The following is a 13,912-nucleotide window of genomic DNA, read 5'->3' as shown; positions in this document are numbered from 1 at the left end:
ACATTTAAGGAAATAACATGCCAAAGGCAAGTGATGTAAAGAAAAACCAAGCTATTGAGCACAATGGCGGTGTATTTATTATAAAAGATATTGAACGTTCAGTGCCACAGGGCAGAGCAGGTGGAAGTTTGTATCGCATGCGTATGTACGATGTGGTGACAGGCGGTAAAGTCGATGAAACGTTTAAAGATTCAGATATGCTGAACTATGCGGACTTAATTCGACGACCTGTCATGTTTTCTTATATTGATGGTGAAGAGTATGTGTTTATGGATAACGAAGATTACACACCATACAACCTAAATAAAGCATCTATTAGCGACGAAGTACTGTTTATCAATGAATCTACTCAAGGTGTTCAGGTAATTTTAGTGGATGGTTCTCCAGTAGGTATCGACTTACCCTCAAGCGTTGAGTTAGCCGTATTAGAAACTGATCCTTCCATTAAAGGGGCGTCTGCGACATCAAGAACGAAGCCCGCTACACTTTCAACGGGGTTAATTATTCAAGTGCCTGAACATATTTCAACGGGTGATATCGTAAAAATTAACACCGATGAGAAAAAGTTTATGGGGCGTGGTGATAAGTAAGATTCTGTTTTAACGTGAACGTTACTATACAACGCAATTGATGAAAAAGCCCTGTTAATTAACAGGGCTTTTTTATGATGAAACCTTGATTAAGCGTTATGGTACTTTTTACGGAACAAAGCAAAGAGGCTTAGGAATAGTAAAAGGCCCGTTGCAGGTTCATTAATCGCACTGACAATCTCGTCACCGTTGATATCAAATTGTCTAACTGCTGCAATGTCAAACGATGCGGTAAAGTAAGCAAGCGCTGTAAATTCTGCAATACCTAAATTAAAGGAAGTTGAGGGCACTTCTGTGGCATCAAACCACCAAACGGCTACTGAAAGTAAACCCGGTTGGCTTAACGTAACGTCAGTAAATAACGGGCCAAATGCAGGTGAAGGTGGTGACATCATCATAGAATCAAAAACAAAATCTTCAAATGATAACAAGGTATTATCAAAAGCTATGTCAACTTCAAGCGTAGCCATTTCTGCTGCGACTTGTTCAACGGCAATGTTTAATAGTACGTTGTCGTTTGTATTGTAGCTCGCTTGATCGCTGTTTAACGAGATGAGGTTAGCGTTCGCGTTTGTCGCAACAAACAAGCAAAGTAGTATAAATAAATTTTTCATGTTTTTCCCTTAATTAATGATTATTCAGTAGCGCATCGAGCACGAGTACACAGTTGCATGTAACCGCGAACATCTCGGCGGTTGAGTTGTTTGTCGTTATTAAAGTCGTAAGCTAAATCGGTTAATTCATTTGATGCTGATAATGTTAAAAACAGCGTGATGTCTTGGGTATCTACATCAGAATCTTGATCTAAATCTCCAAACATACTGTCTTGTGTTAACGAAATTTCGACAATAATAGGGTCGTGGTCTGATGAACGGAATGCATCAGGGGCGTAGTATTTTGCGTGATGTGTCGCGTTTTGATATTGCATGCTGTAATCAAGTACGCGAGGTTCATCGGCGTTTATAGGCCAAGTGACAACATCTACCACATGCTGTGCTAAAGCTTGATTAGCTAACGCGTGATCTAATTGGCCGAGTTGTCCATCAAAGATATAACTATAGGCATCCACTTTATTTAAGGTAGTAAATAAGTCATCAAAGCCGGCATTTGCTAACGCAACAATAGGATCTTCTTTTAAATAGGCGTTTAAATCGCCAATAACGAGGGTGGGCAGCTCGACATATTCTTTATTTAAGAACAAGCCAAGTGCTTTAGCGGCTCGTGTACGCGTTAAGTTACAGTTACCTTGCCCATCATTGTTATCATAGTCGTTAAGGCTGTTGCAGTGACTACCTTTCGATTTTAAATGATTAACCGCAATCACAATTTCTTGTTCAGACGCTTGATGTTTAAATAACTGTGTTACAACAGGGCGGTTCTTGTTTGATAAGAATAGTACTTGGCCATTTTCATCTTTAGCAGAGTTTTGGCTATTTAATACTTTAGCAGCCTCAACAGGTGTCACTGAATTCGCTTTATAAAGTATGCCAACGGCTATTGCATCACTTCCCATTTGACTTTCCGCAGGAGCAACAAACTGATAAACGTTATCATTAAAGTAAGCGTTTATCCCTTGAGTAAGATCGGCAATGGCTGATTGTGCGCCGTATCCGTCGTTTTCTATTTCCATTAAACCGATAATATCAGCGTTAATGGTTGCAATGGCAGCAATAATTTTATCACGCTGACGCACAAACTCCGCTTCGGTTTTAGCACCTCTAGCGGTTGGAAAACCACCTCCTAAGCCATTGCCATTAAAGTAATTAAGCACGTTAAAGCTTGCAACTCGTAAATTACCCACGTTAGTAATGGTAGGCGTTTGCTGGCGAGCATTGGTGGTTTGGGTAGCAAGAGGTGTTGTTGGTAGGATTTGATAATTAGTAAAGTGAAATGACAAGATACCAGTCAATGTTGGTATTGTATCACCACTTCGTAATGAATTAATGGCACTTAGCTCTGGCGTTGGCGCGGGCAACATTTCAGGGTTTTGTGCTGTTTCACCGTCATCAACAAGAATCGATTTTTCAGCGTTTTCTATTGCTAACTGATTGGCCGAAGCGCCAGGTTCAGATACTTGCGTTGGTGTATATAAACGTTCAGAGGCAACTTCGAACTGACCATAGCGGCCATAGTTATAGGTATCTGTGATCACTGCATCTTTTATGGTAACCCTCATACCTTCAAGTGCTTCTCGTTGGGTTGCATCAAGGGGTAAAGTAACTAATTGTGCAGCAGGCAAACTGACCGCAGTTTGACACACCTGTAGCTCAGTCACCGTAGAAAGTTGCGTTAAATTGTTATATTCACTAACTTTCGCGTGTAAACGAATGTTATCGCCGACGGCAACTGTATCAGCTTGGTGATAAACAAATACACCTTCTGAAGTCATGGCGTTATTGTCTGCTTCAAGATCAGCGCTTTGAATGAAAAAACCTTTATAACCAGTATGCTGAAGAGTATGAGTGACAATACCTTCTGTCCACACTGTATGCCCTGATAATGGGGTACTGTTACTACTTCCTTGAATATTTGCTATGCTAGTATATGTATCACCACAGTTGCTGGTTGCTGGAGAATCTCCACCATCACCATCACCACCATCACCTGAACCATTGTCACCGTCACCAGGGTCTCCATTATCCGTTGAACCGTCAAACTGATGAGAGCCTAATGAATCAAGGGTATTCTTTGCAAAGCCTATCCATTGGCCTGCGGGGTTAAAGTCATCATTTGGGTTTGTATCGCCACTGCTGATAGAAGATTTACGCACTAAGGTATTGTCTTTTGTACTTGTTAATGCGCTACCCCATTGGCTACCAGGGTCTTGGCCGATTTTTCCTATTGAATCAATAATCGTATTTGCTTTCTTTAACACGATAGCATCATCACCGTTAAACAGTAAACTGCCTGTTGTTAACTGGGTTGCAACACTGCTATCAATGTCACGATGTGCAATCACGAAAGTACTATTAGCGGCTATGGTGCCGCTTAAGTTAATGGTGTTTCCTGCTGTCGTTTTACCATTAAAGTATAAGGCAAGTTGATATTGAGAGAGATCGACGCTTTGAGCGCTGGTATTAAATAGCTCAATCGCTTTGTTGTAACTACTTCCCTCAACGTATTCTGAAATTATGATATCTGCCGATGCTGTACTGGTGAGCAATGCAGATAAGACTAATAAAGGTATTTTTTTCATGTTTTTTGGCCGTTATCAAGTAAGTAAAAGTGAATAGCTTATAAAAGCTGACCAAATGGTAAGTGTTTTACGTTAAGGATTTGTTAATAATGTGTGTAGCCTTTATGAAGTCTACATGTCATTTTTATGAATGATATGGTTTAGTTATTAACGACTTGAATGCATGACATTGTTTATCTGAATGTTTACGATACTAAACGTTTGCAACGTTTAAATTCATGATACAGTTAACGATTATCAATTGAATATAGGAATAAAAGTGCCAGGGGTAAACTTACTCGCGTTAATCGATGATATCGCCACTGTATTAGACGATGTTGCTGTACTTTCAAAGGTTGCAGCTAAGAAAACAGCTGGTGTTTTGGGGGATGATCTTGCGTTAAATGCTCAACAAGTCTCTGGTGTAAAAGCACAGCGGGAATTACCTGTGGTGTGGGCGGTTACGAAAGGCTCTTTTGTTAATAAATTAATTTTAGTACCTGCCGCGTTGCTAATTAGCGCTATTTATCCACCTTTAATTACTATTTTAATGGTACTGGGCGGTTTGTATTTGTGCTTTGAGGGGGCAGAAAAAGTTACCCATAAATTTCTACAAAGCAAAGAAGAAAAAGCAAAATATCATCAAGAAGTACTGGATAAGTTAACGCAAAATAACGTTGATTTAGTGCAATTAGAAAAAGATAAAATTAAAGGTGCCATTAGAACAGACTTTATTCTATCAGCTGAAATTGTGGTTATTGTGTTGGGGTCAGTCAAAGAAGCAAGCTTTGAAACACAAATTGCGGTGCTCAGTAGTTTAGCTATCGCATTTACTGTTGGTGTTTATGGTTTAGTAGCAGGCATTGTTAAGCTAGATGACCTAGGATTATATTTATTGAAGAAATCTAAGTCAGGTGGTTTCAATCAATTGCAGCGAACTTGCGGGCGGGGGTTATTAATATTTGCGCCTTTATTGATGAAATTGTTATCGGTGGTAGGCACATTAGCGATGTTCTTAGTTGGCGGCGGCATACTTGTTCATAGCATCGCGTTTTTACATGATATTTCAATCAGTATCACTCACTACGTAGCGGCTTTATTGGGTAATAGTTGGGCAACAATAATCAGTGTGGTGCATGATGGTGTTGTTGGTTTAATTGCAGGGTTAATGATTTTGGTGCTAATGATAGTATTTGCCAAAGTCAACAGTAAACTTAAGCACTATTAGCGTTTATTCTTTTGTATTATAAGGGGAAATCATGAGAACTAGTGTTGATCAATATGTGGCACAAGCACAAGAGTTATGTGTGTTACCAGATGTTTACATGACGCTTAAAAGGCTGATTGCGGATGAAAGCTCAACATTAGACGATATTGCTCAAGTATTGTCTCTTGAACCGGCCATTGCTTCAAAATTATTAAAAATAGCAAATAGCCCCATGTTCGGTTTTCCCCGTGAAGTGGTTTCAATCGATCGTGCCTTAATGATATTAGGGATTAAAGAAGTAGAAAACTTAGTTGATGCTTATGGGGTAACGGCTGCATTTTCTGGTATTGATTCCAACATCGCAGACATGGATAGGTTTTGGGAGATCAGCGTTGATTGTGCGTTATTAACCCAGTTTTTTGCTAAACAACTTAAAATGCCTAGCGAAAAAAGTTTATTTCTATCAGGGCTATTTCATAATATAGGCGCATTAGTATTAGTACATTTAGCGCCAAAGCAAGTTAAATACAGCGAAGGTTACCACCAAGGAGAAACGCCTTGGGAGCGACAAAAAGATGTATTGGGCTTTACGTATTCACAATTAAGTGCCGCGTTGTTAACCTCGTGGCAGTTACCGTCAGTTATCGTTGAGCCTATCGCACAGTATGCTGATGCTTATCAGAATGAATTATCTAATGAAGCAAGTTTGTTGTTTATTACCACACGTTTAGCGTTAATTAATTCGCATCCTGGCATGTATGCAAAGAAAACATTTTTAGGAAATCATCTTTTGCAGGAACTTGGTTTGACGGCCCAAGATGTCGATTCTGGATTACAATATTGTAATCAACAAGGTGTGGAAATTTTATCGGTGTTAGGTCACATTTAATTAAGGTCTGTTGATCTTTCGAGAGTAAATGTAGTTGAATGAACCCAAAGGGCAGCGTTTTTTGTCATTTATACGTCGTTTTTGCTTTTTCATGTGGAATAACCACACATTAAACGCAATGCCTTGTCTAAATACCCATAAACTGCTGCAAAAATAAACACGAAAGATCAACATATCCTAAGTTTTATCGTCATGTAACTGTCACGTTTCTTTCAAAAAATGATCATAAAACCTGTTTACATTGAAGCCAGTTATTACAATGTGGATAAACAAAATGAATACATCAGATTATAGAAATTTTGACTATGTTGAATTCGACGAATTAGACGTTCATGAGGTGAAAGCAAAAGTAAAAACCCGCAAACGTAAATGGCGAGAAATTGAAAATATTAAAGAAGTTCGCAGGTTACGTAAGGAATTAGCACAATATGATAGCTATGAACTTTAATCATATGTGCGCTTAAAAATTATTTTTGCATTTTACTGTTGTTTTTTATTTTATTGCCCAGAGGTATATAAATAGAGAACGTAATCTCTGTTTCTATTTTTCAATGAAGAGGGTGTAAAATGAAAATAACAATTTCAGGTCATCATGTAAAAATTACCCAAGCAATCAAACAAGCAATTGAGAATAAATTAACTAAAGTCGCGAATCACTTCCCAGATATTATGGCGATTGAATCGGTAGTGAAAGTTGAACCGAATCAACAACAAATCGAAGTGATCACCCAGTATGAAGGGCAGAAAATATCAGTTCGCGCTGCCAGTAAAGAATTGTACAAAGCTATTGCAGAAGCAGCTAAAAAGCTTGAAGCAGTATTGAAGCACAGAAAGGGAACATTGCAGAAGAAACAACATAAGAAGTATCGAGTACCTCAATCGGATATGTTTCAACCAAGTTAATTTAAAATGCCGCATTTAATGCGGCATTTTACGTTTAAGCGGGTTAATTTCCAATTAAGCCATTAATATGGGCAACAGCACACCTACCTAAAGCGTTTAGCGCGTAGCCACCTTCAAGGGCAGAAACAATACGGCCTTGAGCGTATTGGTCAGCAATATTTTTTATCTCGTCAGTCACCCAGCGATAATCATCTTCCGTTAAGCTTATTTGTGACATTTCATCTTCAATATGCGCATCAAACCCTGCAGAAATAAAAATAAATTCTGGTTTAAATTCATGTAAATGCGTTAACCATTTATCTTTGATGGCTTGCCTAAATTCAGGCCCTTTTGTGGTTGCTTTGAGGGGGGTGTTAATAATGGGCGGACTGTCGCTTGCTTGCATTTCAAACGGGTAAAAAGGGTACTGATAACTCGAGCAAAATAATATCCCTGTTTTATCTTTTACAATATTTTCAGTGCCGTTACCGTGATGAACATCAAAATCTACAATAGCAACACGCGAAACACCATATTGCTGCTTCACATACTCCGCCGCTATGGCGATATTATTGAAAAGACAAAAGCCCATGGCTTTGTCACGCTCAGCATGATGGCCAGGAGGGCGGGTAAGACAAAATGCCGAAGACAAGGCCTCGCTCATCACTAAATCAACGGCATCTTTTACCGCCCCAGCGGAATATCGCGCAGCCGTTAATGTTTCAGCATTCATCGCGGTATCATCATCGAGACGAAAAAGTCCTTCGCTTGGGGCATTGCTGTAAATATAGTCGATGTATTGTTTGTCATGGGCAAGCAATAATAGTGATTTATCAATGGGCGAAGCGTCAAATTGTTTGATCACATATTCAAGCCCACTTCTGATTAACTGGTCTTGAATAGCGCCAATACGCGCAGGAGATTCAGGATGATGCTCTCCCATCATATGACCATTACAGCGATGGTGGCCTATAATTCCTACGGTCATTCGATTTCCTTTGCATTCGTGATTGTTTCTTCTAGGGTTAAGCATAATGAAATTTCGTCGAAATCTTCTGAGTAACCTCTGACAAAACCTGCATTTTCGAACACTTTAAGCATGGCAGCATTGTCTCTTCTCACGCAGGCAATTAATGAAGATAACTTCCGTTTCTTTGCAATTTTGATCATTTGCAATAACAAGGTGGTTGCCATGCCTTTACTACGTTGGGTTTCACGAATAACAAAAGCTACTTCAGCCGAATTCGATGCCTCAATAAAATAGTATCGTCCAACGGCTTGAATAATTTCACCTAAGTGGTCGCGTTGTGTAAAGCACAATGCTAAATCTTTATGTTGATCAACACTGACCAGTTGACAGGAGTTTTCACGTGTCATTTGTGTTAAATGGTGGTTATAGCGCATCATTAACGTTTCTTTGGTATGCGAGTAAAAAAACTCTTGTAAGCGTCGTTCATCTGCAGGGCTTAACGGGCGAAGTATAAAGCGTTCACCGCCAAGGGTGAATTTTTTCAATTCAACAGCGCCAAGTTCAGGTACAGAAGTGGGGGTATTATCTTGGTAGGTGGGCACCCAATAATGTTTGCGAACCTGTTGGAGTAAATCATCTCTAAACTTAGGATGCGCGATACGAATTAGTTCTAAAGCACGTTCGCGAATACTTTTACCGATTAAATTGGCGATACCAAACTCAGTGACCACATAGCCAACATGGCCTCTAGAAGTCACAACACCACCGCCTTCGGTAATATGTGGCACGATACGAGAAATACAGCCATCTTTAGTGGTAGAAGGTAGCACAATAACCGGTTTACCGCCTTTACTCAGCCATGCACCACGAACAAAGTCTACTTGCCCACCTATACCGCTATAAAATTGGTGTCCAATAGAGTCTGAGACAACTTGTCCGGTAAGATCAACTTCAATGGCACTATTAATTGATACCATGTTGTCGTTCTTTGCAATATTTACTGGCGAGTTGACATGCTCAGATGGGTAAAATTCAACATGCTGATTTTTATCTACAAAATCGTATAATCGCTGTGTACCTATACAGAAGGTAGTAACGGTTTTACCTTTATGAAACGTTTTTCGGCGGTTATTGATCACGCCACTTTTCATCAGATCAATAATACCGTCAGAAATCATTTCACTGTGAACGCCTAAGTCTTTATGATTCATTAAATATTTCAACACTGCGCTTGGAATTTTACCTATTCCTATTTGTATGGTTGCACCATTTTCTACGAGCATTGCGGCATATTGGCCAATACGTTCACTCACCGGATCAATTTGTTGATCAGGTATTTCTGGTAAACGCTGCTCTGCTGTCAACCAAGCGTGAATTTGATTGACGTGAATAAAGCTATGGCCGTTGGTGCAAGGCATATGTGGGTTCACTTGCGCAATAACAACTTTTGCGGATTTCACCGCTGACGCGACTACATCAACGCTAACACCTAACGAGCAGTAGCCGTATTCGTCTGGTGGACTAACCATCACTAATGCTGCGTCTAACGGTAAAATATTTTGCTTAAATAGCGTGGGTATTTCTGAAATAAAGCAAGGTGTATAATCTGCTCTTCCTTCGGCTACTGCTTCTCTTACATTCTTTCCGCCGATAAACAGTGTGTTGACTTTAAATAAATCTTTATGTTCAGGTTTGGCCCAAACATTGTCTGAAAAGGTGAGAATATGGACTGTTTCTATATCGTGAAGTTGCGCGCTATTTTCAATTAAATTATCAATTAACGCGTTTGGAACAGCGGCGTTAGAGCCTATGAAAATACGATGGCCAGATTTTAAGTAATCTTGCCATTGAACAGGAGTGCCAGCTTTGTTCGTTAACTGCATGATAGTGCGTCTTATTGGTTATTGATTGGTCGAAACCTAGTTTGAGAGATGTTAACTTATTGAAGATAGCCACAACATTATCCAACTAGGTTTCATTAGTGTAGTGCTTACTTGTTTATATTAAAACAATATTGTGGCTAATACTTTGATGTTGAACAATAATTTTTATTGTTTTTTTAGACTTTTAACCATTAACGAAAGTAAAGCTATTGGTTAACTGTTTTCAATTCTAAAGCCTATTTTTAAGGTGACTTGAAAGTGACCAACTTTTCCATCAACAATATGGCCGCGTGTTTCAACAACCTCAAACCAATCCATATGGTTAACTGATTGGCTGCATTCCGTAATCGCGTTATGAATGGCGTCTTCTATACTTGTTGTAGATGATCCCACAAGTTCTAGTTTTTTATACGTGTGATGATTTGACATAATACTCTCCTAAGTTTCAGATGGTTTATGGTTAATATAGTACAAGAAACAGAGGTTTTGTTTGTCGTGAGTAATTTCTCGTAGACTTGCGATGTATCACGCTATAGGATGATGTTAATAACTGGTACGAACAGTTAACCATTTTAGAATGTATTGGGTGAATTATGACATATGCTGCAATTAAGGGTTGGGGAAAATGCCTACCGCCTGCCACACTTACCAACGACGACTTAGCTACTTTTTTAGATACAAATGATCAGTGGATTACAACGCGTACAGGGATGAAAGAGCGGAGAATTTCACATGTAACGGTAAGTGAACTTGCTTATGTAGCTTGTGAACAAGCATTAGCGTCAGCAGGAAAAACCGCTGATGATGTTGATTTAATTGTATTTGGAAGTACTACATTTGATGAGTTATGTCCAAATGCTGCTTCTAATGTACAGCGTTTATTAGGTGCTGAACGTGCAGCATGTATGGATGTTAACACCGCTTGTACGAGCGGCATGTATAGTTTAACCACAGCAACTGCAATGATAAAAAGCGGTGTGGTTCGATCTGCGCTAGTGATTGGTGCTGAAGTAATTTCACCAATTATGGAGTGGGATAATCGTGATGTCGCTGTACTTTTTGGTGACGGGGCCGCTGCGCTCTATTTAGAGGCTACAGAAGAAAAATCAGGCGTATTGGCTGAGTCATTAGGCTGTTTTGGTGAATCTCGAGATATACTAGCTGTGCAAGGTTGGGGCATGAAGTATGCAAACAAAGCACGGCAACTTGGTGATGCACATTGGAATTTTATCGGCCAAGAAATCTTTAAAAAAGCGGTTGCGGGTATGGCACATGGTTGTGAAGCAACCTTAAATAAACTTAATTTAACTGCACAAGACATGTCACTAGTTGTGCCTCACCAAGCAAATTTGCGTATTATTGACGCATTAGCCAAAAAGCTTGCACTGCCAACAGAAAAAGTTTTCGTTAATATTGAAAAATACGGCAATATGTCTGCGGCAACGGTATTGGTTGCCTTTGTTGAAGCCCTAGAAGAAGGCTTAGTTACTGACAATAGCCATGTGCTTTTACCTGCATTTGGTGGTGGGTTAACCTGGAGTGCTCATGTGCTGTACTTTTCAAAAGCCCCTAAATCTAAAGGAAAGTCAGCGGTAACACTTCCTGCAACAACACTAAGTGGCCTGGAATTAGTACAAAACCTTATGCGTGCAAAAGCGAGTGGAATTACCAACAAAACGTAATGTAGAAAATTTGCATATTTGATTTATCTTTTAATTTACTGCTATTGTTTAGAAAAACAACAATAAGAGGTTCGTAAATGTCCCAAGTAGTCACTAACGCAACAAAAGACGATATCAGAGCAGCATATTTAACTGCTGAAGAACTGAAATTAGCAGTCTCTTTGTTGTATCAGTCTTATCATGATGATCCGGTATTTTTAGAAATATTCAATGCTGAAAAAAGTGATTATGAACAACGGCTACGTTCTTCAATTCGCGAAGAGTTAAATGCTTTTTGGCAAGCTAAACAACCTATTGTTGGCCTTTATTTAGGTGAAACCTTGGTAGGTGTTGCTTGTTTAAATAGTCGACAAGATGGTGTTACAGCCGAAAGGTTTTGGCACTGGCGACTAAAAATGCTGTTAGGCGCAGGTTATTTCAGCACAAAGCAAATGATTGAAAAAGAAGAAACCGTTATGGCTGCAGTACCCATGACAAATTTTCATGTATTGTCATTTATTGCTATTCACCCATTACATCAACACCATGGTTTTGGTCATTATTTAATGGCTGCGGTTAATACGCTGTTAGAAGATTATCCAGAAAGTGAAGGTGTGGCTGTTTATGCGACAAATGAGAAATATAAAGTATTTTTCAACGATGTAGATTACGAGTTTATCAAAGAGGTTGCCGTAGGTAATGTTAGCGGTTCGCTGATGGTGCATTACCGTAAATAACTTTACATAGTCCATAAATATTAAAGGGTTGATGACAGGTATGCATTATTTGTATTTGTTGTCAGCCATTTTATAACTCAAAGCGCTTTGTTTATACAATCACTTCAACTCTTTAATAGGGTACTTATTTCCTTCCTTGGCGTATTGATTAACGATTTAACACCGATTTAGCTATATCATTCGCTTTAAATAAAAGTTGTAGTAATTAATTCAAGATGCTGTTTTTATATACAATAACCCTTTATTCTTGTTTTTAACAAAAAATCGAGAACCATTCTCGTATCTAACGGGGAAAACGAGAATAGGAAATACTATCTCGTTGATATAGTTGGGAAGAAGTGATAATTTAAATTTTCGTTTTTATGAATAAAAGGGCTGTTCGTAGCGTTACTTGCGAGAATGGTTCTTATGAATAAGCTGTTATAGCGCAAGGAAGCCTCATTGAATTGTAGTAAATTAAATCTAGAAAGCTTTGTTGAGTTAACTAAACAGAAGCAAGAACAAAATCTACAACAAATTGAAATTAGCTCTCAATCTATCAATCGATGGTTGAAATATTGCGAATATCATTATTTTACATTAGTAAACTCAACATCGAAGGATGATTTGCACGACGATCGACTTTTACAGATCAGACGTGAAGGTGAAAATGTGCAACTTCGTTTTGTTTATGAAGCAAATATTTCGGCATTTCTAAGTAGCTTGCACTCATTACTAGACTCATTTCCATATTTGTTAAATCTGTTTATTCCTGTTTTTGATAATCCAAATAACACTCGTATTAAATGGCATAGTGAATTTTTATGTAAATATGAAAAATACAGGTTTTTTAACACTCTTATTGACTTCATGCTTGATGAAAACTTTCATAAAGTGAAAGGCTACGCAAACACGATTAAACACAAGCATCTGATTCGTGTTGCAAATAGACTCGACTACTTGGAGTTTGAAAGTTTTGATATTAAGGTGCCAGTTAGAACAGCTAACTGTGATATTAATTTTGTACTTAAACGAATAGAAAACCAAAATGTTTTGGAGTTTATTGAAGAATGCCACAATCACCTTATTCCCAAGTTTTTCGCCTTGTGTAATGAAATATTAGATTTTAAGAGTTGCAATTAAGCGATGCGCTATAACAAGGCGTTTAAAAAGTCGGACACCGTAATGCTTGCTCGGTTTCGCTTCGCTACACATTTTAGCAAGCATTACTTAGCCGTTTAACGCGGCGTTATATGCCTAAAATAGTCATTAGTATAATATCTAACATGGTGCACCTTTTGCATTAATATCAAATATCTATTAATACATGAGGAATTAATATGAATATTTTAAATGTAGGGCAAAACTATTCCATTACGACAGCAGCTAGCGGCAATAAAATGCCGACTGAATCTATTGCTGTAGAAAAAAACATAAACCAAAATAATTCACAACCTACAAAGATTGATATGAGAAACATATCAATTGATGAAATTAATACATTAATTAAATCAGGGGAAAGTGCTTTACTTGATGTAGTGCCATTTATACCATTAAATGTACTTGAACAATATAATAATGATCCCGAAAAAATAGGTAAAATCAAAGTAGACTTAATTGGGCAAGTTGAAAAATCTATAGATTTTAAAAAAAGCATTGGTGAGAATACTGACTTTTTATCAGGTGTTTTAAGTAAATTTAAAGATCTTGACGGTAAACAGTTAAATGGGAAGGTTGATATCTTAGCATAATACGGCATATAACAAGACCTTCAAACGGACAAAAAACAGTTTGCTGTTTTCACTTCGTTCAACATTTTAGCAAACAATTTTTTGCCGCTTAAGGTGGCGTTGGTATGACTCTCCACGTCAAGTTAAACCATAAAGATCTCTGCTTTTTTTCGAGCCATAATCTCTCTCTTATCAAGTTGAGTGAGTTA

14 protein-coding genes are annotated in these 13,912 nt (G+C 38.3%); 9 read left to right on the top strand and 5 right to left on the bottom strand.

Annotated elements, in window-relative coordinates:
- Window positions 1–17: 17 nt before the first annotated feature.
- Window positions 18–590, top strand: a complete 573-nt coding sequence (yeiP, locus tag BI291_RS01215) for an elongation factor P-like protein YeiP (protein WP_074495628.1) — start codon at window positions 18–20, stop codon at window positions 588–590.
- 89 nt (window positions 591–679) lie between these two features.
- On the opposite strand, the gene BI291_RS01210 is transcribed toward yeiP, so the two are convergent.
- Window positions 680–1,204 carry a hypothetical protein gene (locus tag BI291_RS01210; protein WP_074495626.1) on the bottom strand — a complete coding sequence of 175 codons (525 nt, stop codon included), beginning with the start codon at window positions 1,202–1,204 and terminating at the stop codon, window positions 680–682.
- A gap of 20 nt (window positions 1,205–1,224) precedes the next feature.
- Entirely contained in the window at window positions 1,225–3,786 is a 2,562-nt protein-coding gene (locus tag BI291_RS01205) for an ExeM/NucH family extracellular endonuclease (protein WP_074495624.1), read from the bottom strand.
- Window positions 3,787–4,045: 259 nt separating this feature from the next.
- Here BI291_RS01205 and BI291_RS01200 point away from each other — a divergent pair, with 259 nt between their 5' ends.
- From BI291_RS01200 to raiA, 4 genes are all read left to right on the top strand, one after another.
- Window positions 4,046–4,993 carry a DUF808 domain-containing protein gene (locus tag BI291_RS01200; protein ID WP_074495622.1) on the top strand — a complete coding sequence of 316 codons (948 nt, stop codon included), beginning with the start codon at window positions 4,046–4,048 and terminating at the stop codon, window positions 4,991–4,993.
- 31 nt (window positions 4,994–5,024) lie between these two features.
- Window positions 5,025–5,861 carry an HDOD domain-containing protein gene (locus BI291_RS01195; protein ID WP_074495620.1) on the top strand — a complete coding sequence of 279 codons (837 nt, stop codon included), beginning with the start codon at window positions 5,025–5,027 and terminating at the stop codon, window positions 5,859–5,861.
- A 274-nt stretch (window positions 5,862–6,135) separates the two neighbouring features.
- The gene (locus BI291_RS18195; RefSeq protein WP_139302526.1) at window positions 6,136–6,309 is read left to right on the top strand and encodes a DUF3545 family protein; all 174 of its coding nucleotides are present in this window, start codon (window positions 6,136–6,138) and stop codon (window positions 6,307–6,309) included.
- A gap of 119 nt (window positions 6,310–6,428) precedes the next feature.
- Entirely contained in the window at window positions 6,429–6,764 is a 336-nt protein-coding gene (gene raiA / locus BI291_RS01185; protein ID WP_074495619.1) for a ribosome-associated translation inhibitor RaiA, read from the top strand.
- A 43-nt stretch (window positions 6,765–6,807) separates the two neighbouring features.
- Here raiA and BI291_RS01180 read toward each other — a convergent pair whose 3' ends face one another.
- From BI291_RS01180 to BI291_RS01170, 3 genes are all read right to left on the bottom strand, one after another.
- Window positions 6,808–7,731, bottom strand: a complete 924-nt coding sequence (locus BI291_RS01180) for a histone deacetylase family protein (protein ID WP_074495618.1) — start codon at window positions 7,729–7,731, stop codon at window positions 6,808–6,810.
- Window positions 7,728–9,596: a GNAT family N-acetyltransferase gene (locus BI291_RS01175; RefSeq protein WP_074495617.1), complete on the bottom strand. Its 1,869-nt coding sequence runs from the start codon at window positions 9,594–9,596 to the stop codon at window positions 7,728–7,730. The genes BI291_RS01180 and BI291_RS01175 overlap by 4 nt, the downstream gene beginning before the upstream one ends.
- Before the next feature lie 213 nt (window positions 9,597–9,809).
- Window positions 9,810–10,025: a dodecin gene (locus BI291_RS01170; RefSeq protein WP_074495616.1), complete on the bottom strand. Its 216-nt coding sequence runs from the start codon at window positions 10,023–10,025 to the stop codon at window positions 9,810–9,812.
- 164 nt (window positions 10,026–10,189) lie between these two features.
- Between BI291_RS01170 and BI291_RS01165 the strand changes: the two genes are divergently transcribed.
- From BI291_RS01165 to BI291_RS01150, 4 genes are all read left to right on the top strand, one after another.
- On the top strand, window positions 10,190–11,278 hold the full coding sequence (locus BI291_RS01165) for a ketoacyl-ACP synthase III (RefSeq protein ID WP_074495615.1): 1,089 nt from the start codon (window positions 10,190–10,192) through the stop codon (window positions 11,276–11,278).
- A gap of 77 nt (window positions 11,279–11,355) precedes the next feature.
- On the top strand, window positions 11,356–11,994 hold the full coding sequence (locus BI291_RS01160) for a GNAT family N-acetyltransferase (RefSeq protein ID WP_074495614.1): 639 nt from the start codon (window positions 11,356–11,358) through the stop codon (window positions 11,992–11,994).
- A 441-nt stretch (window positions 11,995–12,435) separates the two neighbouring features.
- On the top strand, window positions 12,436–13,116 hold the full coding sequence (locus BI291_RS01155; protein ID WP_074495612.1) for a hypothetical protein: 681 nt from the start codon (window positions 12,436–12,438) through the stop codon (window positions 13,114–13,116).
- A gap of 197 nt (window positions 13,117–13,313) precedes the next feature.
- Window positions 13,314–13,724: a hypothetical protein gene (locus tag BI291_RS01150; protein ID WP_007991288.1), complete on the top strand. Its 411-nt coding sequence runs from the start codon at window positions 13,314–13,316 to the stop codon at window positions 13,722–13,724.
- Window positions 13,725–13,912 lie beyond the last annotated feature (188 nt).

Source organism: Thalassotalea sp. PP2-459 (assembly GCF_001913705.1).
GTDB classification, from domain to species: Bacteria; Pseudomonadota; Gammaproteobacteria; order Enterobacterales; family Alteromonadaceae; genus Thalassotalea_C; species Thalassotalea_C hakodatensis.
This window is presented reverse-complemented; position numbering and strand designations above follow the sequence as displayed.

Excerpts from the sequence above, each read along its gene's own strand:
- BI291_RS18195 (WP_139302526.1), top strand. The coding sequence starts at position 6,136 with ATGAATACATCAGATTATAGAAATTTTGACTATGTTGAATTCGACGAA.
- BI291_RS01180 (WP_074495618.1), bottom strand. The coding sequence starts at position 7,731 with ATGACCGTAGGAATTATAGGCCACCATCGCTGTAATGGTCATATGATG.
- yeiP (WP_074495628.1), top strand. The coding sequence starts at position 18 with ATGCCAAAGGCAAGTGATGTAAAGAAAAACCAAGCTATTGAGCACAAT.
- BI291_RS01150 (WP_007991288.1), top strand. The coding sequence starts at position 13,314 with ATGAATATTTTAAATGTAGGGCAAAACTATTCCATTACGACAGCAGCT.
- BI291_RS01165 (WP_074495615.1), top strand. The coding sequence starts at position 10,190 with ATGACATATGCTGCAATTAAGGGTTGGGGAAAATGCCTACCGCCTGCC.
- BI291_RS01175 (WP_074495617.1), bottom strand. The coding sequence starts at position 9,596 with ATGCAGTTAACGAACAAAGCTGGCACTCCTGTTCAATGGCAAGATTAC.
- BI291_RS01170 (WP_074495616.1), bottom strand. The coding sequence starts at position 10,025 with ATGTCAAATCATCACACGTATAAAAAACTAGAACTTGTGGGATCATCT.
- BI291_RS01205 (WP_074495624.1), bottom strand. The coding sequence starts at position 3,786 with ATGAAAAAAATACCTTTATTAGTCTTATCTGCATTGCTCACCAGTACA.
- BI291_RS01210 (WP_074495626.1), bottom strand. The coding sequence starts at position 1,204 with ATGAAAAATTTATTTATACTACTTTGCTTGTTTGTTGCGACAAACGCG.
- BI291_RS01195 (WP_074495620.1), top strand. The coding sequence starts at position 5,025 with ATGAGAACTAGTGTTGATCAATATGTGGCACAAGCACAAGAGTTATGT.
- BI291_RS01160 (WP_074495614.1), top strand. The coding sequence starts at position 11,356 with ATGTCCCAAGTAGTCACTAACGCAACAAAAGACGATATCAGAGCAGCA.
- raiA (WP_074495619.1), top strand. The coding sequence starts at position 6,429 with ATGAAAATAACAATTTCAGGTCATCATGTAAAAATTACCCAAGCAATC.